This window comes from Escherichia sp. HH091_1A (assembly GCF_030295175.1).
GTDB lineage: Bacteria > Pseudomonadota > Gammaproteobacteria > Enterobacterales > Enterobacteriaceae > Escherichia > Escherichia coli_F.
The window spans coordinates 414,116-440,076 of sequence record NZ_AP025747.1 but is presented as its reverse complement, the minus strand read 5'-3'; the positions used below and the strand labels follow the sequence as shown (position 1 = coordinate 440,076).

At 53.0% G+C, this 25,961-nt stretch carries 21 protein-coding genes and 1 pseudogene; 11 read left to right on the top strand and 11 right to left on the bottom strand.

Going from position 1 to position 25,961, the window contains the following annotated elements:
- Positions 1-142: 142 nt before the first annotated feature.
- From QUF14_RS02055 to lacA, 7 genes are all read left to right on the top strand, one after another.
- Entirely contained in the window at positions 143-976 is an 834-nt protein-coding gene (locus tag QUF14_RS02055; RefSeq protein ID WP_001168074.1) for a DNA-binding transcriptional regulator, read from the top strand.
- 114 nt (positions 977-1,090) lie between these two features.
- Positions 1,091-1,867 carry an MBL fold metallo-hydrolase gene (locus tag QUF14_RS02050; RefSeq protein WP_000705451.1) on the top strand — a complete coding sequence of 259 codons (777 nt, stop codon included), beginning with the start codon at positions 1,091-1,093 and terminating at the stop codon, positions 1,865-1,867.
- 19 nt (positions 1,868-1,886) lie between these two features.
- Entirely contained in the window at positions 1,887-2,840 is a 954-nt protein-coding gene (gene ovrA / locus QUF14_RS02045; RefSeq protein WP_001247700.1) for an OI-19-encoded virulence regulator OvrA, read from the top strand.
- Positions 2,841-2,876: 36 nt separating this feature from the next.
- Complete coding sequence (gene lacI, locus QUF14_RS02040; RefSeq protein WP_000805872.1) at positions 2,877-3,959, top strand: DNA-binding transcriptional repressor LacI; 1,083 nt, start codon at positions 2,877-2,879, stop codon at positions 3,957-3,959.
- A 122-nt stretch (positions 3,960-4,081) separates the two neighbouring features.
- Complete coding sequence (gene lacZ, locus QUF14_RS02035) at positions 4,082-7,156, top strand: beta-galactosidase (RefSeq protein WP_000177963.1); 3,075 nt, start codon at positions 4,082-4,084, stop codon at positions 7,154-7,156.
- Between the two features lie 51 nt (positions 7,157-7,207).
- Entirely contained in the window at positions 7,208-8,461 is a 1,254-nt protein-coding gene (lacY, locus tag QUF14_RS02030) for a lactose permease (RefSeq protein ID WP_000291532.1), read from the top strand.
- Positions 8,462-8,526: 65 nt separating this feature from the next.
- Positions 8,527-9,138, top strand: a complete 612-nt coding sequence (gene lacA / locus QUF14_RS02025) for a galactoside O-acetyltransferase (RefSeq protein WP_024212097.1) — start codon at positions 8,527-8,529, stop codon at positions 9,136-9,138.
- Between the two features lie 102 nt (positions 9,139-9,240).
- On the opposite strand, the gene cynX is transcribed toward lacA, so the two are convergent.
- From cynX to cynT, 3 genes are read right to left on the bottom strand one after another with little or no spacing between them, the layout of a single operon-like run.
- A complete protein-coding gene (gene cynX, locus QUF14_RS02020; protein ID WP_038813248.1) occupies positions 9,241-10,422 on the bottom strand; it encodes a cyanate transporter CynX in 1,182 nt (393 codons plus the stop codon).
- A gap of 5 nt (positions 10,423-10,427) precedes the next feature.
- Positions 10,428-10,898 carry a cyanase gene (gene cynS / locus QUF14_RS02015; RefSeq protein ID WP_000616244.1) on the bottom strand — a complete coding sequence of 157 codons (471 nt, stop codon included), beginning with the start codon at positions 10,896-10,898 and terminating at the stop codon, positions 10,428-10,430.
- A 30-nt stretch (positions 10,899-10,928) separates the two neighbouring features.
- Positions 10,929-11,588, bottom strand: a complete 660-nt coding sequence (gene cynT / locus QUF14_RS02010) for a carbonic anhydrase CynT (protein WP_000658633.1) — start codon at positions 11,586-11,588, stop codon at positions 10,929-10,931.
- Positions 11,589-11,697: 109 nt separating this feature from the next.
- Here cynT and cynR point away from each other — a divergent pair, with 109 nt between their 5' ends.
- Together cynR and QUF14_RS02000 are read left to right on the top strand one after the other, a co-directional pair.
- Complete coding sequence (gene cynR / locus QUF14_RS02005) at positions 11,698-12,597, top strand: transcriptional regulator CynR (RefSeq protein WP_000952468.1); 900 nt, start codon at positions 11,698-11,700, stop codon at positions 12,595-12,597.
- A 246-nt stretch (positions 12,598-12,843) separates the two neighbouring features.
- Positions 12,844-13,824, top strand: coding sequence for an IS110-like element IS621 family transposase (locus tag QUF14_RS02000; protein WP_000399629.1), 981 nt, complete (start codon positions 12,844-12,846; stop codon positions 13,822-13,824).
- A gap of 172 nt (positions 13,825-13,996) precedes the next feature.
- Here QUF14_RS02000 and codA read toward each other — a convergent pair whose 3' ends face one another.
- From codA to prpB, 6 genes are all read right to left on the bottom strand, one after another.
- Entirely contained in the window at positions 13,997-15,280 is a 1,284-nt protein-coding gene (gene codA, locus QUF14_RS01995) for a cytosine/isoguanine deaminase (RefSeq protein ID WP_001299008.1), read from the bottom strand.
- A complete protein-coding gene (gene codB / locus QUF14_RS01990) occupies positions 15,270-16,529 on the bottom strand; it encodes a cytosine permease (RefSeq protein WP_000076240.1) in 1,260 nt (419 codons plus the stop codon). Before codB ends, codA begins: the two co-directional genes overlap by 11 nt.
- 421 nt (positions 16,530-16,950) lie before the next feature.
- Positions 16,951-18,837, bottom strand: a complete 1,887-nt coding sequence (gene prpE / locus QUF14_RS01985; protein WP_000010306.1) for a propionate--CoA ligase — start codon at positions 18,835-18,837, stop codon at positions 16,951-16,953.
- 39 nt (positions 18,838-18,876) lie between these two features.
- The gene (prpD, locus tag QUF14_RS01980; protein WP_001275844.1) at positions 18,877-20,328 is read right to left on the bottom strand and encodes a 2-methylcitrate dehydratase; all 1,452 of its coding nucleotides are present in this window, start codon (positions 20,326-20,328) and stop codon (positions 18,877-18,879) included.
- A 33-nt stretch (positions 20,329-20,361) separates the two neighbouring features.
- Complete coding sequence (gene prpC / locus QUF14_RS01975; protein ID WP_001285909.1) at positions 20,362-21,531, bottom strand: bifunctional 2-methylcitrate synthase/citrate synthase; 1,170 nt, start codon at positions 21,529-21,531, stop codon at positions 20,362-20,364.
- Positions 21,532-21,693: 162 nt separating this feature from the next.
- Positions 21,694-22,584, bottom strand: a complete 891-nt coding sequence (gene prpB, locus QUF14_RS01970) for a methylisocitrate lyase (protein ID WP_000052179.1) — start codon at positions 22,582-22,584, stop codon at positions 21,694-21,696.
- A gap of 238 nt (positions 22,585-22,822) precedes the next feature.
- On the opposite strand from prpB, the gene prpR reads away from it, so the two are divergent.
- Positions 22,823-24,409, top strand: coding sequence for a propionate catabolism operon regulatory protein PrpR (prpR, locus tag QUF14_RS01965; RefSeq protein ID WP_000941086.1), 1,587 nt, complete (start codon positions 22,823-22,825; stop codon positions 24,407-24,409).
- 97 nt (positions 24,410-24,506) lie between these two features.
- On the opposite strand, the gene yahO is transcribed toward prpR, so the two are convergent.
- Positions 24,507-24,782 (bottom strand): DUF1471 family periplasmic protein YahO, encoded by a 276-nt coding sequence (gene yahO / locus QUF14_RS01960; protein ID WP_000691948.1) that lies wholly within the window; start codon positions 24,780-24,782, stop codon positions 24,507-24,509.
- Positions 24,783-24,966: 184 nt separating this feature from the next.
- Here yahO and QUF14_RS01955 point away from each other — a divergent pair, with 184 nt between their 5' ends.
- Positions 24,967-25,599 (top strand): LysE family transporter, encoded by a 633-nt coding sequence (locus QUF14_RS01955; RefSeq protein WP_000371335.1) that lies wholly within the window; start codon positions 24,967-24,969, stop codon positions 25,597-25,599.
- Between the two features lie 16 nt (positions 25,600-25,615).
- On the opposite strand, the pseudogene QUF14_RS01950 reads toward QUF14_RS01955, so the two are convergent.
- Positions 25,616-25,856 (bottom strand): annotated as a pseudogene (locus tag QUF14_RS01950) (hypothetical protein).
- Between the last annotated feature and the right edge of the window lie 105 nt (positions 25,857-25,961).

The following is a 25,961-nucleotide window of genomic DNA, read 5'->3' as shown; positions in this document are numbered from 1 at the left end:
CGCAACTTATTTTGTTAAAAACATGTGAATGATTTTTTATTGTGCGCTCAGTATAGGAAGGGTGTTTTCGGCTACAATCGAAACATGCCTGAGTGTGCACCAAGTGCACAACGTTGTTTTAACTATAGAAATGTCAATTAATATGCAGAAAGATGAGCAGACGGAATACAAAACCGTGCGCGGCTTAACCCGCGGTCTAATGTTATTAAATATGTTAAATAAACTCGATGGCGGTGCCAGCGTCGGGCTGCTGGCGGAGCTCAGCGGCCTGCATCGCACCACTGTGCGGCGACTGCTGGAAACGCTGCAGGAAGAGGGATATGTCCGGCGCAGTCCCTCCGATGACAGTTTTCGTCTGACCATCAAAGTGCGGCAATTAAGCGAAGGATTTCGTGACGAACAATGGATTTCTGCACTGGCAGCCCCGCTGCTGGGCGATCTGTTGCGCGAAGTGGTATGGCCGACAGATGTGTCCACGCTGGATGTTGATGCAATGGTGGTACGCGAAACCACCCACCGTTTCAGCCGTTTATCCTTTCACCGGGCAATGGTCGGGCGACGTTTACCGCTTCTGAAAACCGCCTCGGGCCTGACCTGGCTGGCCTTTTGCCCGGAACAAGAACGCAAGGAGTTAATCGAAATGTTAGCCGCCCGCTCCGGTGATGACTATCAGCTGGCACGGGAGCCGTTAAAGCTGGAAGCCATTCTGGCGCGCGCACGCAAAGAGGGTTACGGACAGAACTATCGTGGCTGGGATCAGGAAGAGAAGATCGCCTCCATTGCCGTGCCCCTACGCAGTGAACAACGGGTGATTGGCTGTCTGAATCTGGTGTATATGGCAAGCGCAATGACCATAGAACAGGCAGCGGAAAAGCATCTTCCGGCGCTACAACGGGTAGCAAAACAGATCGAAGAAGGGGTTGAATCGCAGGCTATTCTGGTGGCCGGACGGCGAAGCGGCGTGCATTTACGCTAGTTGCGCCAATGTGTAATTTGGCCCATTCTCATCGTTATTCGCCCATTTGCCCACATGCACAGTACGGGCTGCACGCTACGCTAATGCCATCAATACTGTGATGTGGAGCAAATCATGAAAATTACTCAAATTCGTAATGCCACCCAAATTATCCAATACGCTGGCAAAACATTTCTTATTGACCCGTTACTCGCGCCTAAAGGAAGTTATCCGGGTTTTGCCGGAACGGCACGCGCAGAAATCCGCAATCCAACGGTAGAATTACCGTGCGATTTAACAACGTTACTCAACGTTGACGCCCTAATAGTGACCCATTTGCATGAAGATCACTGGGACGAAACAGCCTCCCGCGTCGTCCCCAAAGATAAACTGATTTATGTGCAAAATGAGCAAGATGCTGAATCACTGCATAAACAAGGATTTACGCATCTTACCGTACTTGCCGACGAGACTAAATTTGGCGATATTACTCTGCATAAAACGACAGGGCAGCACGGCTCCGATCGCACCTATGCAGACCCGGCTATGGCGAAGCGTTTAGGCGCAGCCTGCGGCGTTGTTTTCCAGCACCCGACAGAGAAAACGCTCTATCTGGCTGGCGATACCCTCTGGCGTGATGACGTCGAGGCTACAATGCTAACTTTCCAACCAGAAGTGGTGGTGTTGAATGCCGGATTTGCGCATGTTCTGGGGCATGGCGCGATAATTATGGGAGCTGAAGATATTCTCAAAACACATTTTACCCTGCCAGAAGCGCAAATTGTCGCGACACATATGGAGGCCGTAAACCACTGTTTGCTGACGCGTGATGCGCTCAAGGAATACGCCAGAGATAATCAAATTATCGAATTTGTGAACGTACCAGAAGATGGTGAAACGTTGACATTCTAATTCGGAGATAAAGAGTGTTATGCGCCCGCTAACTGTTGCCATTATCGCCGTTGCCGGTTTTAGTCCTTTTCACCTTTCCGTACCGTTTATCGTGTTTAGCGAAAAAATGGCGGAGAAAAAACGCTTTCATGTAATTATCTGCGCTGAAAAGCCGGGAAATGTGGACTCTGCCGATGGATTTTCCGTAACCGCCACCCATGACTATACGGCAGTCATCCAGGCGGATATTGTGATAATTCCTTACTGGGGAACAATTACACAAAAACCGCCACAAAAACTGCTGGAAGCCTTAACGACCGCACGAGATAACGGGGCACAGATTGTCGGGCTTTGCCTGGGCACGTTTGTGCTCGGCTATGCAGGTTTACTGAACAATAAGCGTGCTGCCACGCACTGGGAGTTCGAGCGTGAATTTCAGGCACGTTTTCCACAAACACATCTGGATATTAACGCGTTGTATGTAGACGATGATGGCATTATTACCTCTGCCGGTACTGCCGCGGCGCTGGATTGCTGTTTGTATATTGTTCGGCAACATTTTGGCAGCGACTATGCTAACCATATTGCCCGACGGATGGTCGTACCGCCATATCGCACCGGCGGTCAGGCGCAGTTTATAGAGCAACCGGTGCCGAAAAATACCCATGATGAACGCATTAACCTCCTGCTGGATTACCTGCGGCAAAACATTGCGCAACAGCATGATCTCGACTCGCTGGCTCAGCGAGTAATGATGAGTCGCCGCACACTAACCCGTCATTTTATGAAAGCGACCGGTTCGAGTATCGCCGAATGGCTCATCACTGAACGCTTACGCCGTAGCCAGGAACTGTTGGGATCCAGTCAGTTGCCCGTTGAGCGGATAGCGGCTGAGGTGGGTTTTCTCTCACCTGTGACCTGGCGTCAGCATTTTAAATCTCACTTCGGCGTCAGCCCCGCAGAATGGCGCAAAACCTTTCGTGGTATGGCATGATAGCGCCCGGAAGAAAGTCAATTCAGGGTGGTGAATGTGAAACCAGTAACGCTATACGATGTCGCGGAGTATGCCGGTGTCTCTTATCAGACCGTTTCCCGCGTGGTGAATCAGGCCAGCCACGTTTCAGCGAAAACGCGGGAAAAAGTGGAAGCGGCGATGGCGGAGCTAAATTACATTCCCAACCGCGTAGCACAACAGTTAGCGGGCAAACAGTCGTTGCTGATTGGCGTTGCCACCTCCAGTCTGGCCCTGCACGCACCGTCGCAAATTGTCGCGGCGATTAAATCTCGCGCCGATCAACTGGGTGCCAGCGTGGTGGTGTCGATGGTAGAAAGAAGCGGTGTCGAAGCCTGTAAAGCGGCAGTACACAATCTTCTCGCGCAACGCGTAAGTGGTCTGATCATCAACTATCCGCTGGATGACCAGGATGCCATTGCTGTGGAGGCAGCCTGCGCTAATGTTCCGGCGCTATTTCTTGATGTCTCTGACCAGACTCCCATCAACAGTATTATTTTTTCCCATGAAGACGGTACGCGGCTGGGCGTAGAGCATTTGGTCGCATTGGGTCACCAGCAAATCGCGCTGTTAGCGGGCCCATTAAGTTCTGTCTCGGCGCGTCTGCGTCTGGCGGGCTGGCATAAATATCTTAAACACAATCAAATTCAACCGATAGCGGAACGGGAAGGCGACTGGAGCGCCATGTCCGGTTTTCATCAAACCATGCAGATGCTGAATGAGTGCATCATTCCTACCGCGATGCTGGTTGCCAACGATCAGATGGCGCTGGGTGCAATGCGCGCCATTACCGAGTTCGGGCTGCGCGTCGGCGCGGATATCTCGGTAGTGGGATACGACGATACCGAAGACAGCTCGTGTTATATCCCGCCATTAACGACCATCAAACAGGATTTTCGCCTGCTTGGGCAAACCAGCGTGGACCGCTTGCTGCAACTCTCTCAGGGGCAGGCAGTGAAGGGCAATCAGCTGTTGCCCGTCTCACTGGTGAAACGAAAAACCACCCTGCCACCCAATACGCAAACCGCTTCTCCCCAGGCGTTGGCTGATTCCTTAATGCAGCTGGCGCGACAAATTTCCCGACTGGAAAGCGAGCAGTGAGCGCAACGCAATTAATGTGAGTCAGCTCACTCATTAGGCACCCCAGGCTTTACACCTGATGTGTCCGACTCGTATGTTGTATGAAATTGTGAGCGGATAACAATTTCACACAGGATACAGCTATGACCATGATTACGGATTCACTGGCCGTCGTATTACAACGTCGTGACTGGGAAAACCCTGGCGTTACCCAACTCAACCGCCTTGCGGCGCATCCTCCTTTCGCCAGCTGGCGAAATAGTGAAGAGGCCCGCTATAATCGCCCTTCCCGGCAGTTACGCAGCCTGAATGGTGAGTGGCAATTTGCCTGGTTCCCGTCCCCAGAAGCGGTGCCGGAAAGTTGGCTGGAGCGCGATCTTCCTGACGCCGATACTGTCGTCGTCCCCTCAAACTGGCAGATGCTCGGTTACGATGCGCCTATCTACACCAATGTGACCTATCCCATTGCAGTCAATCCACCGTTTGTTCCCACGGAGAATCCGACAGGTTGTTACTCGCTCACATTTAATGTTGATGAAAGCTGGTTACAGGAAGGCCAGACGCGAATTATTTTTGATGGCATTAACTCGGCGTTTCATTTGTGGTGCAACGGGCGCTGGGTCGGTTACGGACAGGACAGCCGTTTGCCGTCTGAATTTGACCTCAGCGCATTTTTACGCGCCGGAGATAACCGCCTCGCGGTGATGGTGCTGCGCTGGAGTGACGGTAGCTATCTGGAAGATCAGGATATGTGGCGAATGAGCGGCATTTTCCGTGACGTCTCGTTGCTGCATAAACCGACCACACAAATCAGCGATTTCCATGTTGCCACTCACTTTAATGATGATTTCAGCCGCGCGGTACTGGAAGCAAACGTTCAGATGTGCGGTGAACTGCGCGATGCGCTGAGGGTGACGGTTTCTTTGTGGCTGGGTGAAACGCAGGTCGCCAGCGGTACGGCGCCTTTCGGCGGCGAAATTATCGATGAACGTGGTGGTTATGCCGATCGCGTCACGCTACGCCTGAACGTTGAAAACCCGGCGCTGTGGAGCGCCGAACTCCCGAATCTCTATCGTGCAGTTATTGAACTGCACACCGCCGACGGCACGCTGATTGAAGCAGAAGCCTGCGATGTCGGTTTCCGCGAGGTGCGGATTGAAAATGGTCTCCTGCTGCTGAACGGCAAGCCGTTGCTGATTCGCGGCGTTAACCGTCACGAGCATCATCCTCTGCATGGTCAGGTCATGGATGAGCAAACGATGGTGCAGGATATCCTGCTGATGAAGCAGAACAACTTTAACGCCGTGCGCTGTTCGCATTATCCGAACCACCCGCTGTGGTACACGCTGTGCGACCGCTACGGCCTGTATGTGGTGGATGAAGCCAATATTGAAACCCACGGCATGGTGCCAATGAATCGTCTGACCGATGATCCACGCTGGCTACCGGCCATGAGTGAACGCGTAACGCGGATGGTGCAGCGCGATCGAAATCACCCGAGCGTAATTATCTGGTCGCTGGGTAATGAATCGGGCCACGGTGCCAATCACGACGCACTCTATCGCTGGATTAAATCTGTCGATCCTTCCCGCCCGGTGCAGTATGAAGGCGGCGGAGCAGACACCACAGCCACCGATATTATTTGCCCGATGTACGCGCGCGTGGATGAAGACCAGCCCTTCCCGGCAGTGCCAAAATGGTCCATCAAAAAATGGCTTTCGCTGCCTGGAGAGACGCGCCCACTGATCCTTTGCGAATACGCCCACGCAATGGGTAACAGTCTTGGCGGCTTCGCGAAATACTGGCAGGCGTTTCGTCAGTACCCCCGTTTACAGGGTGGATTCGTCTGGGACTGGGTGGATCAGTCGCTGATTAAATATGATGAAAACGGCAACCCGTGGTCGGCTTACGGTGGTGACTTTGGCGATACGCCGAACGATCGCCAGTTCTGCATGAACGGTCTGGTCTTTGCCGACCGCACGCCACATCCGGCAATGACAGAAGCAAAACACCAACAGCAGTTTTTCCAGTTCCGTTTATCCGGGCGAACCATCGAAGTGACCAGCGAATACCTGTTTCGTTATAGCGATAACGAGCTCCTGCACTGGTCGGTGGCGCTGGATGGCAAGCCGCTGGCAAGCGGTGAAGTGCCTCTGACTGTCGCTCCACAAGGTAAACAGTTGATTGAACTGCCTGAACTGCCGCGGCCGGAGAGCGCCGGACAACTCTGGCTTACGGTACACGTAGTGCAACCGAACGCGACCGCCTGGTCAGAAGCCGGACACATCAGCGCCTGGCAACAATGGCGACTGGCGGAAAACCTCAGTGTGGCACTCCCCTCCACGTCCCACGCCATCCCGCAACTGGCCACCAGCGAAACGGATTTTTGTATCGAACTGGGTAATAAGCGTTGGCAATTTAACCGCCAGTCAGGCTTTCTTTCACAGATGTGGATTGGCGATGAAAAACAACTGCTGACGCCGCTGCGCGATCAGTTCACCCGTGCCCCGCTGGATAACGACATTGGCGTCAGTGAAGCGACCCGCATTGACCCGAATGCCTGGGTAGAACGCTGGAAGGCGGCGGGCCATTACCAGGCCGAAGCCGCGTTGTTGCAGTGCACGGCAGATACGCTTGCCGACGCGGTGCTGATTACCACTGTCCACGCCTGGCAGTATCAGGGGAAAACCTTATTTATCAGCCGGAAAACCTACCGTATCGATGGGCACGGTGAGATGGTCGTCAGTGTGGATGTTGAAGTAGCGAGCGACACACCGCATCCGGCGCGGATTGGCCTGACCTGCGAGCTCGCACATGTCGCAGAGCGGGTAAACTGGCTCGGATTAGGGCCGCAAGAAAACTATCCCGACCGTCTGACTGCGGCCTGTTTTGACCGCTGGGACTTGCCATTGTCAGACATGTATACCCCGTACGTCTTCCCGAGCGAAAACGGTCTGCGCTGCGGGACGCGCGAATTGAATTATGGACCACACCAGTGGCGCGGCGACTTCCAGTTCAACATCAGCCGCTACAGCCAACAACAACTGATGGAAACCAGCCATCGCCATCTGCTGCGCGCGGAAGAAGGCACATGGCTAAATATCGACGGTTTCCATATGGGAATTGGTGGCGACGACTCCTGGAGCCCGTCAGTGTCGGCGGAATTCCAGCTGAGCGCCGGTCGCTACCATTACCAGTTGGTCTGGTGTCAAAAATAATAATAACCGGGCAGGCCATGTCTGCCCGTATTTCGCGTAAGGAAATCCATTATGTACTATTTAAAAAACACAAACTTTTGGATGTTCGGTTTTTTCTTTTTCTTTTATTTTTTTATCATGGGAGCCTACTTCCCGTTTTTCCCCATTTGGCTACATGACATCAACCATATCAGCAAAAGTGATACGGGTATTATTTTTGCCGCTATTTCTCTGTTCTCGCTATTATTCCAACCGCTGTTTGGTCTGCTTTCTGACAAACTCGGGCTGCGCAAATACCTGCTGTGGATGATTACCGGCATGTTAGTAATGTTTGCACCGTTCTTTATTTTTATCTTCGGGCCACTATTACAATACAACATTTTAGTAGGGTCGATTGTTGGTGGTATTTATCTTGGTTTCTGTTTTAACGCCGGTGCGCCAGCAGTAGAGGCATTTATCGAGAAAGTCAGCCGTCGCAGTAATTTCGAATTTGGTCGCGCGCGGATGTTTGGCTGTGTTGGCTGGGCGCTGTGTGCCTCGATTGTCGGCATCATGTTCACCATCAATAATCAGTTTGTTTTCTGGCTGGGCTCTGGCTGTGCACTCATCCTCGCCGTTTTACTCTTTTTCGCCAAAACGGATGCGCCCTCTTCTGCCACGGTTGCCAATGCGGTAGGTGCCAACCATTCGGCATTTAGCCTTAAGCTGGCGCTGGAACTGTTCAGACAGCCAAAACTGTGGTTTTTGTCACTGTATGTTATTGGCGTTTCCTGCACCTACGATGTTTTTGACCAACAGTTTGCTAATTTCTTTACTTCGTTCTTTGCTACCGGTGAACAGGGTACGCGGGTATTTGGCTACGTAACGACAATGGGCGAATTACTTAACGCCTCGATTATGTTCTTTGCGCCACTGATCATTAATCGCATCGGTGGGAAAAACGCCCTGCTGCTGGCTGGCACTATTATGTCTGTACGTATTATTGGCTCATCATTCGCCACCTCAGCGCTGGAAGTGGTTATTCTGAAAACGCTGCATATGTTTGAAGTACCGTTCCTGCTGGTGGGCTGCTTTAAATATATTACCAGCCAGTTTGAAGTGCGTTTTTCAGCGACGATTTATCTGGTCTGTTTCTGCTTCTTTAAGCAACTGGCGATGATTTTTATGTCTGTACTGGCGGGCAATATGTATGAAAGCATCGGTTTCCAGGGCGCTTATCTGGTGCTGGGTCTGGTGGCGCTGGGCTTCACCTTAATTTCCGTGTTCACGCTTAGCGGCCCCGGCCCGCTTTCCCTGCTGCGTCGTCAGGTGAATGAAGTCGCTTAAGCAATCAATGTCGGATGCGGCGCGAGCGCCTTATCCGACCAACATATCAGGACGGAATGATCAAAATGAACATGTCCATGACAGAAAGAATAAAAGCAGGAAAGCTATTTACCGATATGTGCGAAGGCTTACCGGAAAAAAGACTTCGTGGGAAAACGTTAATGTATGAGTTTAATCACTCGCATCCATCAGAAGTTGAAAAAAGGGAAAGCCTGCTTAAAGAAATGTTTGCCACGGTAGGGGAAAACGCCTGGGTAGAACCACCCGTCTATTTCTCTTACGGTTCCAACATCCATATAGGCCGCAATTTTTACGCAAATTTCAATTTAACCATTGTCGATGACTACACGGTAACAATCGGTGATAACGTATTGATTGCACCCAATGTTACTCTTTCCGTTACGGGACACCCTGTACACCATGAATTAAGAAAAAACGGAGAGATGTACTCTTTTGCGATAACGATTGGTAATAACGTCTGGATCGGCAGCCATGTGGTCATTAATCCAGGCGTCACCATCGGGGATAATTCTGTTATTGGCGCGGGAAGTGTCGTCACAAAAGACATTCCACCAAACGTCGTAGCTGCTGGCATTCCTTGTCGGGTTATTCGCGAAATAAACGACCGGGATAAGCAATATTATTTCAAAGATTTTAAAGTTGAATCGCCAGTTTAAATAAGCAAAATTGCCTGATGCGCTCCGCTTATCAGGCCTATAAGTTCAGTGATCTACGTAGGCCGCATCCGGCGTAAACAAAGCGCAGGAACGAGCGTCGCATCATGCCTCTTTGACCCACAGCTGCGGAAAACGTGCTGGTGCAAAACGCAGGGTTATGATCATCAGCCCAACGACGCACAGCGCATGAAACGCCCAGTCCATCAGGTAATTGCCACTGATACTACGCAGCACACCAGAAAACCACGGAGCAAGCCCGGCAATGATAAAACCGATCCCCTGCATAAACGCCACCAGTTTGCCAGCAATAGCCGGTTGCGCAGAGTGATCGAGCGCCAGCAGCAAACAGAGCGGAAATGCGCCACCCAGACCTAACCCACACACCATTGCCCACAATACCGGCAATTGCAGCGGCAGCCAGATAAAGCCGCAGAAACCCACCAGTTGTAACACCAGCGCCAGCATTAACAGTTTGCGCCGATCCTGATGGCGAGCCATAACTGGCATCAGCAAAGCTCCTGCGGCTTGCCCAAGCGTCATCAATGCCAGCAAGGAACCGCTGTACTGCGCGCTGGCACCAATCTCAATATAGAAGGCGGGTAACCAGGCAATCAGACTGGCGTAACCGCCGTTAATCAGACCGAAGTAAACACCCAGCGTCCAGGCGCGGGGAGTGAAGACTACGCGAACCGGAGTGGTTGTTGTCTTGTGGGAAGATACGACCTCGCGGGAGCTTTGCCACCACCAGGCAAAGAGCGCAATAATGGCAGGCAGCGCCCACCAGGCGAGAGTCTGGAACCAAATCTCGCTGTGTTGAACTAACCAGGGCGTCAGGGCGGCACCAAGTCCACCGCCGCCCATCAGAGCCGCAGACCACAGCCCCATCACCAGTGGCGTGCGCTGCTGAAACCGCCGTTTAATCACCGAAGGCATCACCGCCTGAATGATGCCGATCCCCACTCCACCGAGCAGTGCGCTGCTAAGCAGCAGCACACTTTGAGGGTAAAGCTCTCGCATCAATGCGCCGACGGCTATCAGCAACAAACTGATGGCGACGCTGCGACGTTCGCTGACATGCTGATGAAGCCAGCTTCCGACCAGCGCCAGCCCGCCCATGGTGACCACCGGCAGAGCTGTCAACAGGGCAGCCACGCTAAAGCTCATTCCGCTCGCCTGGCGCAATTGCGGTAGCAGTGGCCCGACGGAGGTGAGCAGTGGTCGCATATTAAGACCAATCAGCACCAGAACCAGCAGCATCGTGAACGTCTTTTGATGGTCGCGCATGGCTGTCAGAACGGTTTGGTCGGCAGATATTTACCATCTAAAGTGATGACCGCACGTTCGCCACCTTCCGGGTCCGCCACTTTCTTGACGTCGAGTTTGAAGTTAATCGCACTGATAATGCCATCGCCAAACTTCTCATGAACCAACGCTTTTAGGGTCGTACCGTACACCTGCAACATTTCATAGAAACGGTACATCGTTGGGTCGGTTGGAACACGGTCATCAATGCAGCCACGCAGTGGAATCATCTGCAACAGTAAAATGGCGTCTTCGTCAAGCTCCAGCTTCGCCCCGACCAGGCGGGCAGCGTCGGCAGGAAGCGCCTGCTGCCCCAGCAAAGCCGCGGTCACAAAGGCTTCTGCCAGACCGGTGCCGTCGGCAATCTCGGCAAATGAGAGATCTTTTTTAGCTTTGCTGAGCAAAATGGCATCGGCAAGATCAAGACGAATATTGCGGTTAATTTGCGACTGAATCATGGTGAATCTCCTGATGGTTTAAAAATAAGGTTACGCTGCGGTCGGCTGGCGTAGCGGTATGGCACAAACGCGAGGATTAGCGGCCAGTGGCACAAACTGGCGGGTTGCGCCGTCAAAGGCTGCGATACTGCCGCTTTCAATGTCGTAAACCCAGCCGTGCAGGGCGATCCGCCCCTCTTCGAGCGCCAGGCGCACCGATGGATGAGTTTGCAAATTAGCCAACTGAGCAATGACGTTTTCACGTACCATCGCCGCAGCTTTTGACGCTAAATCGGAATGCGGGCGCGCCTCATTAACGACGCGGGCTGAATCGGCATAACGCAGCCAGTGGGAAACAGCAGGCATATGGTCCATGCACTGACAGCTGGCAATGGCGGTCATCGCGCCACAGTTGGAATGACCGCAAATCACAATGTCAGATACCCGAAGCGCAGCGACGGCATACTCCACCGAAGCAGAAACGCCACCAGGTTCCGGTCCGTAGGAAGGGACGATATTGCCCGCGTTGCGAATCACGAACAGATCGCCAGGTTCGCGTTGCGTCACCAGCTCAGGGACCAGACGGCTGTCGGAGCAGGAGATAAAAAGTGTGCGCGGGCTTTGCTTTGTCGCCAGCTGTTTAAACAAGGCTTCCCGCTCAGGAAATGCCTCGCGCTGGAATTTAAGGAATCCATCAATAATCTCTTTCACCGTTAACCTCTGTCTGTCTCTGGAATGAGAGGCAGACTACTCGCCGATTGCCATAAGGTAAAAGACTCATTTATGATGAGTTCTATTGGATTTGCTTATAGGTTGGCGAATGCTCTCTCGACATATCAATTACTTTCTTGCCGTGGCTGAACATGGCAGCTTCACCCGTGCCGCCAGTGCGTTGCATATCTCCCAACCTGCGCTTTCCCAGCAGATTCGCCAGTTAGAAGAGAGTTTGGGCGTACCGCTGTTTGACCGTAGCGGGCGAACGATTCGTCTCACCGATGCGGGAGAAGTCTGGCGACAGTACGCCAGCCGTGCGTTACAGGAACTGGGGGCGGGTAAACGGGCGATTCATGATGTTGCCGATTTGACGCGAGGATCGCTGCGCATCGCCGTCACCCCCACCTTCACGAGCTACTTTATCGGCCCTTTAATGGCGGATTTCTATGCGCGTTATCCCGGCATCACGCTCCAGCTACAGGAAATGTCACAGGAGAAAATCGAAGATCTGCTTTGCCGCGACGAGCTGGATGTTGGGATTGCCTTCGCGCCGGTGCATTCGCCGGAACTGGAGGCAATACCTTTACTGACAGAAAGTTTAGCGTTAGTCGTGGCGCAACATCATCCACTGGCAGACCATGAACAGGTGGCGTTGAGTCGCTTGCATGATGAAAAACTGGTACTGCTCAGCGCGGAATTTGCCACCAGAGAGCAAATTGACCACTACTGCGAGAAAGCGGGGCTACATCCACAGGTGGTGATAGAGGCGAACTCAATTAGCGCAGTTCTGGCGCTGATTCGCCGCACTTCCCTTTCCACATTGTTGCCAGCAGCGATTGCCACACAACATGACGGGCTTAAAGCTATATCCCTTGCCCCACCGTTACTGGAGAGAACGGCGGTTTTGTTGCGGCGGAAAAATAGCTGGCAGACAGCCGCCGCGAAGGCATTTTTGCAAATGGCGTTGGATAAATGCGCGGTTGTTGGCGGGAATGAATCGCGGTAGCCGCTGACACAGGTCAGCGGCTGGAATTGCCTGATGCGGACGCTTATCAGGCCTTGTATTATCCCTCCTGTGCAGAGAAAATCGGCCAGTTTTCTCTGCCTGCAGTCCGCATGCCGTATCGGGCCTTAGGTTTTCAACCTGTTGCGTAGATTTATGCAGCGGACTGCCTTTCTCCCAAAGTGATAAACCGGACAGTATCATGGACCGGTTTTCCCGGTAATCCGTATTTGCAAGGTTGGTTTCACGATGGAACATGAACTTCATTATATCGGTATCGACACCGCTAAAGAGAAACTGGATGTCGATGTGTTGCGTCCTGATGGTCGTCATCGCACCAAAAAATTCGCTAACACCACTAAAGGGCACGATGAGCTGGTGAGCTGGCTGAAGGGTCACAAGATTGACCATGCGCATATCTGCATCGAAGCGACCGGCACCTATATGGAACCTGTCGCAGAGTGCCTTTACGATGCAGGCTACATAGTGTCAGTCATTAATCCTGCGTTGGGTAAAGCTTTCGCTCAGAGTGAAGGACTGCGTAACAAGACTGATACCGTGGATGCGCGCATGCTGGCAGAGTTCTGTCGTCAGAAGCGCCCTGCAGCCTGGGAAGCGCCTCACCCGCTTGAACGCGCGTTGCGTGCCCTGGTAGTACGCCACCAGGCGCTGACAGATATGCACACGCAGGAACTGAACCGCACTGAAACGGCGCGGGAAGTCCAGAGACCGAGCATTGATGCTCACCTTCTGTGGCTTGAAGCAGAGCTGAAGCGTCTTGAGAAGCAGATAAAAGACCTGACAGACGATGATCCGGATATGAAACACCGCAGGAAACTGCTGGAAAGTATCCCGGGTATCGGAGAGAAAACATCTGCGGTATTACTGGCTTATATCGGTCTGAAGGACCGCTTCGCCCATGCCAGACAGTTCGCCGCTTTTGCGGGTCTGACACCACGGCGTTATGAATCAGGCAGTAGTGTGAGAGGGGCAAGCCGGTTGAGTAAAGCCGGACATGTGTCGCTTCGCAGGGCGTTGTATATGCCTGCAATGGTAGCCACCAGTAAGACTGAGTGGGGACGGGCGTTCCGCGACCGTCTGGCGGCTAATGGCAAGAAAGGAAAAGTGATTCTCGGCGCGATGATGCGCAAGCTGGCACAGGTGGCGTATGGAGTGCTGAAGTCAGGCGTACCGTTCGATGCGTCACGGCATAATCCGGTAGCTGCGTAAAAATCGCGGAAGGGATGAAAAAAACAGCGCCTGACGGCGCTGTGTCTGGCATGCCTGCAATCTGGGAAACCAGGGTAGAAAAAAACTTGCAGGCCATAACAGTATCTACGAGTTCAGTGCAAGGCGTTCACGCCGCATCCGACATAAACTACGCTCGCTGCAACCCAGCCGATTACCGTTTGTAATCGATGGCTTCTGGCTGCTCCAGATATACGGTGGTTTGTGCCGGTTGTGTGCTGGCAATCACCTTGCCGCCACGTACCGAATAACGTACCGGAACCTGACGGCGCAGCGCATCAAATCCATTTTCAGCCGGCAGGATAATCAGGTTGGCGCTGTTTCCGGCGGCAATGCCGTAATCCTGCAAATTCAACGTCCTGGCGCTGTGGTGGGTGATTAAATTCAGGCCATCGTTAATCTGCCCGTAGCCCATCAGCTGGCAAACATGCAGCCCCATATGCAGCACTTGCAGCATATTCGCCGTTCCCAGCGGATACCACGGATCGAAGACATCATCGTGACCAAAGCAGACGTTAATGCCGGACTCCAGCATCTCTTTAACGCGCGTAATACCGCGACGTTTTGGATACGTATCGAAACGCCCTTGTAGATGAATATTGACCAGCGGGTTGGCGACAAAGTTAATACCGGACATTTTCAGCAAACGGAACAGGCGCGAGGTATACGCCCCGTTATAGGAGTGCATTGCCGTGGTGTGGCTGGCGGTGACTCGCGCGCCCATGCCTTCACGGTGAGCCAGGGCGGCAACGGTTTCGACAAAGCGCGACTGTTCGTCATCGATCTCATCACAGTGAACATCAATGAGACGGTCGTATTTTTGCGCCAGGGCGAAGGTTTTATGCAGCGACTCCACGCCATATTCACGGGTAAATTCAAAATGCGGAATCGCCCCCACTACGTCAGCCCCTAAGCGTAACGCCTCTTCCAGCAACGCTTCACCGTTGGGATACGACAAAATCCCTTCCTGCGGGAAGGCGACGATTTGCAGATCAATCCACGGCGCGACTTCCTGCTTCACTTCCAGCATTGCTTTCAGCGCAGTCAGGGTTGCATCCGAAACATCGACATGGGTACGCACATGCTGAATGCCGTTGGCAATCTGCCATTTCAGCGTTTGCCAGGCGCGTTGTTTCACATCGTCATGGGTTAATAACGCTTTGCGCTCGGCCCAGCGTTCAATGCCTTCAAACAGCGTGCCAGACTGATTCCAGTTCGGTTGTCCGGCGGTTTGCGTGGTGTCCAGGTGAATATGTGGCTCCACAAACGGCGGTATAACTAAACCTTGTTCGGCATCCAGGCTGTTTTCAGTTATGGGCATCACGCCGGATTGCGCATCAATGGCGCTGATTTTTCCGTCCTGCAGATGAATCTGCCATAGCCCCTCTTTGCCGGGTAACCGGGCGTTAATAATTGTCTGTAAAGCGTTATTCGACACTGTTAGCCTCCACATGCGTCATTGCAGCTGTCGTTTTGCGATTCAAAATCGGGTTAAGGATCAGATAGCTCAGCGCACCACCTAATACCGCGTTGACCGGAACAATGCCCGGTAACCAGTGGCCTGCGGCAATCCCCAGCGCGACCGCCAGAATCGCCACCCAATTGACACTCATCATACGCGTGGTCGCAAAGTGCTCATAGCGGCGACGGTTCATCAGATAGTCGGCGATGATCACGCCACCCACCGGAGGAATAGCAGCCGAAAGGAAAGTCAGCCAGCCGACAAAATTGTTATACAGCCATAGTGCGCAGACCGTGCCGATAACACCGTTGATTACTGAAAGAGTTTTGCTCGACATACCGGTAATATTGGCGAAACCTAAACCCGACGCATAGAGCGCGTTATCGTTGGTGGTCCAGATATTCAACCCCAGCACCACAATCGCGGGCAGCAGCAAGCCCTGAGCAATCATCACATCAGAGATATCCGCCATCCCCAGTGCCGCAGCGCCTGCCGCACCGAAAATAAACATCAACGAGTTGCCGAGGAAAAAGGCCACCATCGCCACCAGCACCGCCAGTTTGGCATTGCGACCAAAGCGGACAAAGTCAGCGGTGAGCGTACCCGCACTGATAAATGACCCCACAACCAGCGCCAGCGCGACATTGAAATCTAGCGGTTGTGCGGGAACGACCGCTTTTAAGGCGTCCAAACCGCCCATGCCGTTAACGGCCAGCCATACGGAATAACCGCCAAGGCAGGCAATCGCCGGAACCGCAATCACCGAAAGTACCGTCAGCGCCGAAATGCCAAAGAAGACGGTGACGGTCATCAGTAAACCGGAAACGGCAATCAGCAAATTAATATCCAGCCCGGTTGCCTTGCCCACCGGAATAGCAAACATCGCCACGCCAACACCAAACCAGCCGACCTGAGTGCCGCCCAGCAGCAGTGAAGGCAGCCATGAGCCTTTAACACCAAACGAGAAGCGAGCAAGAAGATGGGTGGTCAGGCCGGTTTTTGCGCCAATGTAACCAAGAAATGAAGTGTAAATACCGAGGAGAAGATTACCGATGAGGACTGCGAGGAAGAAATCATGATAGCTAAGACCGGTTCCGAGAGTGCCGCCGGTCCACATACTGGCGGAAAAGAAGGTTAATCCCAGCATGACGAACGTCAATGCCAATACCCCTTTCCGCGCCGACTGCGGGACTGGCCCCTGGCTAAAGTTGTTATCTTGCGACACGAAATTCCCCCTTTTTGCTGTTTGAAACCCAAAAAATCCGCCGCATTCTATTCATCTGAAGATAAAAAGCAATCGTTTTCGTGGAGGGGATATATTTTTTATATGGATGAATGCGGAAAAGTGGATAAAAACTTATTTGAGAAAAAATGGGTACACATGATAAGACACGCCTGCGTCGCATCAGGCATCTGCGCACGGTGTCGGATGCGCCGCGTGCGCCTTATCCGACCTACGGTTCAGGCCTGTAGGCATGATAAGACGCGCCTGCGTCGCATCAGGCATCTGCGCACAGTGTCGGATGCGCCGCGTGCGCCTTATCCGACCTGCGGTTCAGACCTGCAGGCATGATAAGACGCGTCAGCGTCGCATCAGGCATTGGTGCACGGTGTCGGATGCGCCACACGACACATCCGACAACACCTTACTCTTCCATCGCCTGGCGGATCTGATCCAACGACGCAGGATCATCAATGGTCGTCAGATCTCCAGGATCGCGTCCTTCGCAAATCGCCTGGATCGTGCGGCGCAGCATTTTTCCGGATCGCGTTTTTGGCAATTGCGAGACAAACCAGACGTGCGCCGGGCGACCAAAGTTGCCAATCTGGCTGTCCACCAGCGCCATAATCGCCTTCTCTTGCGAGTGCGCCACCTCGCGATCTTCCAGGCTATCGCTCTCTTTCGGAATGACAAACGCCACCGCCACCTGCCCTTTCAGCGCATCTTTCACCCCAACCACCGCCACTTCAGCAACGCCCGGATGACTGGAGATACTCTCTTCAATCTCGCGTGTGCCAAGCCGATGCCCGGCAACATTAATTACATCGTCAGTACGCCCGAGAATAAAGTGATAACCGTCAGCATCGCGGATGCCCCAGTCAAAGGTGGCGTACACCGGACGGGAAAACAGCGACCAGTACGTCTTCACAAAGCGGTCGTCATCGCCCCAGATGGTTTGAATACACCCCGGCGGCAGCGGCCCTTCCACCACTACCATCCCTTTCTCGTTGACACCGCACGGTTCGCCGGTGACTTCATTGAGCAACTGCACGTTGTATCCATACATCGGCACGCCGGGGCTTCCCAGACGTGTCGGCCTGTCGTCCAGACCACGAGCAATCGCCATAATCGGCCAGCCGGATTCGGTCTGCCAGTAATTGTCGATGACCGGCACATCCAGCGTATTGCTCACCCAACTGGCAGTCGGCTCATCCAGCGGCTCCCCCGCCAGATAGAGCACTTCCAGCGACGAGAGATCGTGTTTGCGAATTTCAGCGGTAGGGAATTTTTTCAGCACGCGGATGGCGGTCGGCGCTGAGAACATCCGGCTAACCTGATATTTCTCGACGATTTTCCACCACACACCGCAGTCAGGATAAGTCGGCAATCCTTCGTAAACAATGGTCGCCATCCCCGCCAGCAGCGGCGCGTAGACGATATACGAATGCCCCACTACCCAGCCGATATCTGACGCACAGAAGAACACACCGCCCGCTTTGCCACCAAAAATGGTGTCCATTGAGGTCGCCAGCGCCACCGCATAACCGCCGACGTCACGCTGTACACCTTTTGGTTTGCCGGTCGTGCCGGAGGTGTAGAGAATGCAGGAGGTTTCGTTGGATTCCAGCCACGCCACCGGCACCCGCGCGCCGATGTGCTGATGGCGCAATGACGCGAAATCGACATCCCGTCCGGTAACGCGCGCCATTTTCGCCAGCCCGCGATCCACCAGCAAAACGTGGCGCGGCTGATGCTGCGCCTGACTTATCGCATCGTCGAGCAATTTTTTATAAGGAATGATTTTGCCACCGCGCGCTCCGGCATCTGCCGAGACAATCAGCACCGGTTTAGCGTCATCAATCCGCGCAGCCACGCTGTGCGAGGCAAATCCACCAAACACTACCGAGTGAATAGCGCCAATGCGCGCGCAGGCCAGCAGGGTAATATGCGCTTCGGCAATCATCGGCATATACACCAGCACCCGATCGCCACGCCGTACGCCCAGTGAGCGCAGCATTGACGCCACCGCGTTCACTTCGTCATGCAACTGGCGAAAGGTAAAAGTGCGCTCTTCTTCTGTTTCCGAAGAGACGGCAATTAATGCCAGCGCCTCTGGCTGTTTCTCCAGCCAGCGGTCGATGGCGTTGTGGCACAAATTGGTTCGGCCTTCACAAAACCAACGAGCAAACGGCGGATTGCTGTGATCGAGCGTTTGCGTAAAGGGCGTCTGCCAGTCAATACGCCGGGCCTGCTCGGCCCAGAATTGCTCCGGTTCGTTAATCGAACGCTGATAAAATTCGCTAAAAGACATAATGCTCTCCTGTTGAACTTACGCCTTACCGCCGTTTACTTAAATGACGTACAGATCGAGATACTCATTGACCGGCATCTGTTCCAGGCGAGCTCTGTCGAGAGAAACGTCCAGAATGCGCTGCTGCTGTCGAGTCGGGAACTGGCGCGCGAGGTTGATTTTGAATTTATCGACCAGTTTTGGAATACCGTCCTGACGGCGGCGAGCATGACCAATTGGGTACTCCACCACCACTTCTTCAAAGCGCGTGCCGTCGGTGAACTCAAGGGTAATGGCATTGGCGATGGCGCGTTTTTCCGGGTCGTGGTAGTCAGCGGTAAATGCCGGATCTTCAAAGCAATTGATCTTCTCGCGCAGGGCGTCGATGCGTTTATCTTGCGCAACGTTGTCTTCGTAATCTGCCGCCGTTAAGCGCCCGAATAGCAGCGGGATCGCCACCATGTACTGAATGCAGTGGTCGCGGTCAGCCGGGTTATTGAGCGGCCCTTTTTTGTCGATGATGCGAATACAGGCTTCGTGGGTGCGAATGGTCACTTTTTCGATATCTGCCGCCGTTTTGCCTGCTGCCTGCATCTGTTCATAGAGCGTCATCGCCGCTTCAACTGCCGTCTGGGAGTGGAACTCCGCCGGGAAGGAGATTTTGAACAGCACATTTTCCATGACGTAAGAACCGTACGGGCGCTGGAAGCGGAACGATTCACCTTTAAAGGAGACGTCGTAGAAGCCCCATACCGGCGCGGTCAGAGCTGACGGGTAACCCATTTCGCCCGTTTTCGCCATCAGCGCCAGACGTACCGCGCGGGATGTAGCATCGCCCGCCGCCCAGGATTTACGCGTACCGGTGTTCGGTGCATGACGATAAGTGCGCAGCGACTGTCCGTCTACCCATGCCAGCGAAACGGCGTTGAGGATTTCATCACGGGTCAGGCCAAGCATTTCGGCGACCACGGCGGTGGAAGCCACTTTCACTAACAGAACGTGGTCGAGGCCGACGCGATTAAAGGAGTTTTCCAGCGCGATGCAGCCCTGAATTTCATGGGCTTTAATCATTGCGGTCAGCACCTGTTTCATGGTCAACGGCGCTTTGCCGCTGGCGACAGCGTTGCGTGAAAGCCAGTCTGCCGTTGCCAGAATACCGCCGAGGTTGTCGGAAGGATGGCCCCACTCCGCCGCCAGCCAGGTATCGTTAAAATCGAGCCAGCGAATCATCGCGCCGATGTTAAATGCCGCCTGGACGGGATCGAGCTGGAACTGGGTTCCGGGGACGCGCACACCGTTAGGTACAACGGTGCCGGGGACAATTGGCCCCAACAGTTTTTTACAGGCCGGGTATTCGAGAGCTTCCAGACCGCAGCCGAGGGTGTCGAGCAGGCAGTAATGGGCGGTGTCATAGGCCACTCTGGAGCTGATTTCGTAGTTCATGACGTAATCGACAATATCAATAATTTCGCGGTCGAATTCCGGGCGGATGTTGTTGATTTGAGCTGACATTGGGTACGTTTCCTTCTTGTTATTCGTAGAGGTTTACTGGCGCTTATCCAGCGCGACAAACTGGCGGTCTTCAGGGCCAACATAATTGGCGGAAGGACGGATAATTTTGTTGTCCTGACGTTGTTCGATAATGTGCGCCGCCCAGCCGGTGACGCGGGCGATAACAAACAGTGGCGTGAACATCTCGGTGGGAACGCCCATCATGTTGTAGGAAACAGCGGAGAACCAGTCGAGATTGGGGAACATTTTTTTGCTCTCCCACATTACCGTTTCCAGGCGATCGGCGATGTTGTACATCTTCAGCGAGCCGCCTTCCTGCGAGAGCTGCTTCGCCACTCGTTTGATCACCTGATGACGCGGGTCGGCGATGGTATAAACCGGATGCCCAAAACCAATCACCACTTCTTTGTTTTCAACCCGCTTGCGGATATCAGCTTCGGCTTCGTCCGGCGTTTCATAGCGTTGCTGGATCTCCAGCGACACTTCATTCGCCCCGCCGTGTTTCGGCCCGCGCAGTGCGCCAATCGCGCCGATAATGGCTGAATACATGTCAGAGCCGGTGCCCGCAATCACCCGGCTGGTAAAGGTGGAGGCGTTAAACTCGTGTTCGGCGTACAGCACCAGCGAAATATGCATCGCCTTTTCCCAGCTTTGCGACGGCTTTTCGCCGTGCAGCAAATGCAGGAAGTGACCGCCGATGGAGTCGTCATCGGTTTCCGGCTGGATGCGTTCGCCGTTGTGGCTGTAGTGATACCAGTAGAGAAGAATCGAGCTAAGCGACGCTAATAATTTGTCGGCAATATCCCGCGCGCCGGAAACGGTATGCCCCTCTTTTTCTGGCAGCGTGCAGCCGAGCGCGGAAACCCCGGTGCGCATAACATCCATCGGGTGCGACGCCGCTGGTAAGGCTTCCAGCACGGTACGCACGTTAGCCGGTAAACCGCGCAGGGCTTTCAGTTTTGTTTTGTAAGCGGCGAGTTCGTCACGGGTCGGCAGTTTGCCATGGATCAGCAGATGCGCCACTTCTTCAAATTCGCAATGTTCCGCCAGATCAAGAATATCGTAGCCGCGGTAATGCAGGTCATTGCCGCTTTTACCCACCGTACACAGCGCCGTATTGCCCGCCGGAACGCCAGAAAGTGCCACAGATTTTTTCGGTTTAATGACATGGGTACTGTTTTGCAGGATCGTTGTGTCGCTCATGTTGTCCTCGTCATTGTTATCATTTGTAGGGTCGAGAATGTTGTCGGATGCGACGCTATGCGTCTTATCCGACCTACAGTTCAGTTCATCCCGTAGGCCTGATAAGCCGCGTCAGCGGCGCATCAGGCATCGGTTGTCGAATACAACCAACGGGCGTTTGTTTTATTTCGTCTGGCTACGGGCAAACAGGTCGTCGAGCTTTTCTTCGTACTGGTAGTAGTTAATGCTTTCATACAGCTCGTTGCGGGTCTGCATGGTGTCGATGACGCTTTTCTGCGTGCCTTCCTGGCGCAGGACGTTGTAGACATGTTCAGCGGCGCGGTTCATTGCGCGGAAAGCAGAAAGGGGATACAGCGCCATTGCGACATGGGCGCTGCGTAATTCGTCGGTGGTAAACAGCGGCGTGGCACCAAATTCAGTAATGTTGGCAAGGATCGGCACCTGCACCGCATCGGCAAACTGGCGGTACATGGCGAGTTCGGTAATTGCTTCCGGGAACAACATCTCGGCACCCGCTTCAACATAGGCCTGCGCACGCTCGAGCGCCGCATCCAGCCCTTCAACCGCCAGCGCATCGGTGCGCGCCATGATCACAAAATCAGGATCGGTTTTCGCATCCACCGCCGCGCGGATCCGATCCACCATTTCTTCTTTTGAAACGATCGCTTTGTTCGGACGATGTCCGCAGCGTTTTGCTCCAACCTGATCTTCAATATGTAAGCCCGCCGCACCGGCTTTAATCATCGATTTCACGGTGCGGGCAACGTTAAAGGCCGAAGAGCCAAAACCGATATCCGCATCCACCAGCAGCGGCAGCGAGCAGACGTCGGTGATACGACGAATATCAGTCAGCACATCATCAAGAGTAGAAATACCGAGATCCGGCAACCCCAGCGAACCTGCCGCCACACCACCGCCGGAGAGATAAATCGCCTGATATCCGGCACGCTGCGCCAGCAGCGCATGGTTGGCGTTAATGGTGCCGACAATCTGCAATGGATTTTCTTTAGACAGTGCAGCGCGAAACGCTTTACCTGGAGAGTGTAGAGACATAGCCCATCCTTTGTTATCAACTTGTTATTTACGTTGATAAACTCAGAGCAAGGGGTGTGCCACAATTACCTGGATGAAATTAAATGTTTTATTTCAATTTGTTATAGATAAAGCCATGAAGCAATCCGCAAATATGCGTTTCAGTTAACGTTTCAGGCAATGTTTCACTGCGTTTCATTGCAACAATTATGAAACAAGACTAAACCCATTATTCGGTTTCTTAACTTTGCGGTGCGCTATGGCACATCCACCACGGCTGAATGACGACAAACCGGTTATCTGGACGGTATCTGTAACGCGGCTGTTCGAGCTATTTCGCGATATCAGCCTCGAGTTTGATCACCTGGCAAACATTACTCCTATCCAGCTTGGCTTTGAAAAAGCAGTGACCTACATCCGCAAAAAACTGGCCAGCGAACGCTGCGACGCCATCATTGCCGCTGGCTCTAACGGTGCGTACCTGAAAAGCCGCCTGTCGGTACCGGTGATTCTGATAAAACCGAGTGGCTATGATGTGTTACAGGCACTGGCAAAAGCTGGAAAACTCACCTCTTCTATCGGCGTTGTCACCTATCAGGAAACCATTCCGGCACTGGTAGCGTTTCAAAAAACCTTTAATTTGCGCCTCGACCAACGTAGCTACATTACCGAAGAAGACGCACGTGGGCAGATTAACGAGCTAAAAGCCAACGGCACCGAAGCGGTGGTCGGCGCGGGGCTGATTACCGATCTGGCAGAAGAAGCCGGAATGACCGGAATTTTTATCTATTCTGCCGCCACCGTGCGCCAGGCATTTAGCGATGCGCTGGATATGACGCGCATGTCGTTACGCCATAATACTCACGATGCCACCCGCAACGCCCTGCGTACTCGTTACGTGCTGGGCGATATGCTCGGTCAATCACCACAGATGGAACAGGTACGGCAGACTATTTTGCTGTATGCCCGCTCCAGTGCGGCGGTGTTGATTGAAGGGGAAACGGGGACGGGCAAAGAGCTGGCGGCCCAGGCGATTCATCGGGAATATTTTGCCCGCCACGATGCGCGACAGGGCAAAAAGTCACATCCGTTTGTTGCCGTCAACTGCGGGGCGATTGCTGAATCTCTGCTGGAAGCGGAGCTGTTTGGCTATGAGGAAGGGGCGTTTACCGGCTCGCGACGCGGAGGACGCGCCGGGCTGTTTGAAATCGCCCACGGTGGCACGCTGTTTCTTGACGAGATAGGCGAAATGCCGCTGCCGTTGCAGACCCGGCTGCTGCGGGTGCTGGAAGAAAAAGAGGTCACCCGCGTCGGCGGGCATCAGCCTGTTCCGGTGGATGTGCGGGTTATTAGCGCCACTCACTGCAATCTCGAAGAGGATATGCAGCAAGGGCGTTTTCGCCGTGATCTGTTTTATCGACTGAGTATTTTGCGTCTGCAATTGCCGCCGCTACGCGAGCGGGTGGCGGATATTCTGCCGCTGGCGGAAAGCTTTTTGAAAGTGTCACTGGCGGCACTTACTGCGCCGTTTTCTTCCGCGTTACGTCAGGGATTACAGGCAAGTGAAACTGTGCTGTTGCGCTACAACTGGCCGGGAAATATTCGTGAACTGCGCAATATGATGGAACGACTGGCGCTATTTTTAAGTGTGGAACCGACGCCGGATTTAACGCCGCAATTTTTGCAGTTGCTACTGCCGGAACTGGCGCGCGAGTCGGCGGAAACTCCCGGTCCATGCTTACTGACGCCACAACAGGCACTGGAGAAATTTAATGGCGATAAAACAGCCGCGGCGAATTATTTAGGTATCAGCCGAACGACATTCTGGCGGCGGCTGAAAAACTGAAATGCCGAATCCAGCGCGAACGCCTTATCCGGCATAAATTTCAATAGATGATCACCGATAAACTTACGCATCGGGCATGTTTACATGGGGTGCAGAATTATTTCTTCTTATAAATATTTGCCGTGCCGTGGATCTTATTGTCAGTTTGACCAGAGGTCAGCACCAACACATCTGCCCCTTTTTCATCCGCTTTTTTGATCAGATCTTCTTTCGCATCTGCAGTCGACATTTCATTACTGGTTGAAATATCACCTATTTTTTCATATTGCGATGCAACTTTTTCAAATTCTGCTTTGGTCATTAATTCTGCGGCATAAACGTTGGTAACGGCAAACGCTAACGCACCGATTAACATTTTAGAGATTATTTTCATATTACGGCTCCAGAGTTGTTATCAAACTATCACCCACCCATATTATTGGGCTGATTAATAATTAGTTCAGTCAGGGCATAAACGCCAGTAACCGGAAATAAGACACTTTGTGATCTCTCTCGCATCCGATTACTTTTTGTAGAAATATGATGAAGTTACTTCACTTATTTATGGATGAAATCACATGGATCCCTTGCACGCCGTTTACCTGACCGTAGGACTGTTCGTGATGACTTTTTTTAATCCGGGAGCCAATCTTTTTGTGGTGGTACAAACCAGCCTGGCTTCCGGTCGACGCGCAGGAGTGCTGACCGGGTTGGGCGTGGCACTGGGCGATGCGTTTTATTCCGGGTTGGGTTTGTATGGTCTTGCGACACTCATTACGCAGTGTGAGGAGATTTTTTCGCTTATTAGAATCGTCGGCGGCGCTTATCTCTTATGGTTTGCGTGGTGCAGCATGCGCCGCCAGTCAACACCGCAAATAAGCACACTACAACAACCGATTAGCGCCCCCTGGTATGTCTTTTTTCGCCGTGGATTAATTACCGATCTCTCTAATCCACAGACCGTTTTATTTTTTATCAGTATTTTCTCAGTAACGTTAAATGCTGAAACACCAACTTGGGCACGTTTAATGGCCTGGGCGGGAATTGTGTTCGCATCAATTATCTGGCGAGTCTTTCTTAGTCAGGCGTTTTCTTTGCCCGCTGTGCGTCGTGCTTATGGGCGTATGCAACGCGTTGCCAGTCGGGTTATTGGTGCAATTATTGGTGTATTCGCGCTACGCCTGATTTACGAAGGAGTAACGCAGCGGTGAGCAGATAATTTACTCTCTACGTAATCAACCTGATTTGCCGAATCCCGCTCATCGGCGATGATATCCCCCGTAATGCGTGGTCCTTATTTCCGATAAGTTTACTTGAGTCTTTAGCTTCCCATTTCAGCCCACTCTCCCCTGTGTGGGCTTTTTTCATTTGTCTGCTTCAGTGAGTAGCTGGCAATGCTCCATCCACTCTGCAAGGATGATAATAAGAGGATCTGATTCAGAAGAGTTTTGAAAAATTGGACCGCCATCGAGGCCTCGAACCCCGTACCATACAACAATCCTGGTTGTCGTCTGCTCTTCCTGATGAGCTAATGGCGGTTTGTGATATGAGCCTTACAGCATATTGTCTGTCA

Excerpts from the sequence above, each read along its gene's own strand:
- QUF14_RS02055 (WP_001168074.1), top strand. The coding sequence starts at position 143 with ATGCAGAAAGATGAGCAGACGGAATACAAAACCGTGCGCGGCTTAACC.
- QUF14_RS02050 (WP_000705451.1), top strand. The coding sequence starts at position 1,091 with ATGAAAATTACTCAAATTCGTAATGCCACCCAAATTATCCAATACGCT.
- ovrA (WP_001247700.1), top strand. The coding sequence starts at position 1,887 with ATGCGCCCGCTAACTGTTGCCATTATCGCCGTTGCCGGTTTTAGTCCT.
- lacZ (WP_000177963.1), top strand. The coding sequence starts at position 4,082 with ATGACCATGATTACGGATTCACTGGCCGTCGTATTACAACGTCGTGAC.
- lacY (WP_000291532.1), top strand. The coding sequence starts at position 7,208 with ATGTACTATTTAAAAAACACAAACTTTTGGATGTTCGGTTTTTTCTTT.
- lacA (WP_024212097.1), top strand. The coding sequence starts at position 8,527 with ATGAACATGTCCATGACAGAAAGAATAAAAGCAGGAAAGCTATTTACC.
- cynX (WP_038813248.1), bottom strand. The coding sequence starts at position 10,422 with ATGCGCGACCATCAAAAGACGTTCACGATGCTGCTGGTTCTGGTGCTG.
- cynS (WP_000616244.1), bottom strand. The coding sequence starts at position 10,898 with ATGATTCAGTCGCAAATTAACCGCAATATTCGTCTTGATCTTGCCGAT.
- cynR (WP_000952468.1), top strand. The coding sequence starts at position 11,698 with ATGCTCTCTCGACATATCAATTACTTTCTTGCCGTGGCTGAACATGGC.
- QUF14_RS02000 (WP_000399629.1), top strand. The coding sequence starts at position 12,844 with ATGGAACATGAACTTCATTATATCGGTATCGACACCGCTAAAGAGAAA.
- prpE (WP_000010306.1), bottom strand. The coding sequence starts at position 18,837 with ATGTCTTTTAGCGAATTTTATCAGCGTTCGATTAACGAACCGGAGCAA.
- prpD (WP_001275844.1), bottom strand. The coding sequence starts at position 20,328 with ATGTCAGCTCAAATCAACAACATCCGCCCGGAATTCGACCGCGAAATT.
- prpC (WP_001285909.1), bottom strand. The coding sequence starts at position 21,531 with ATGAGCGACACAACGATCCTGCAAAACAGTACCCATGTCATTAAACCG.
- prpB (WP_000052179.1), bottom strand. The coding sequence starts at position 22,584 with ATGTCTCTACACTCTCCAGGTAAAGCGTTTCGCGCTGCACTGTCTAAA.
- prpR (WP_000941086.1), top strand. The coding sequence starts at position 22,823 with ATGGCACATCCACCACGGCTGAATGACGACAAACCGGTTATCTGGACG.
- yahO (WP_000691948.1), bottom strand. The coding sequence starts at position 24,782 with ATGAAAATAATCTCTAAAATGTTAATCGGTGCGTTAGCGTTTGCCGTT.
- QUF14_RS01955 (WP_000371335.1), top strand. The coding sequence starts at position 24,967 with ATGGATCCCTTGCACGCCGTTTACCTGACCGTAGGACTGTTCGTGATG.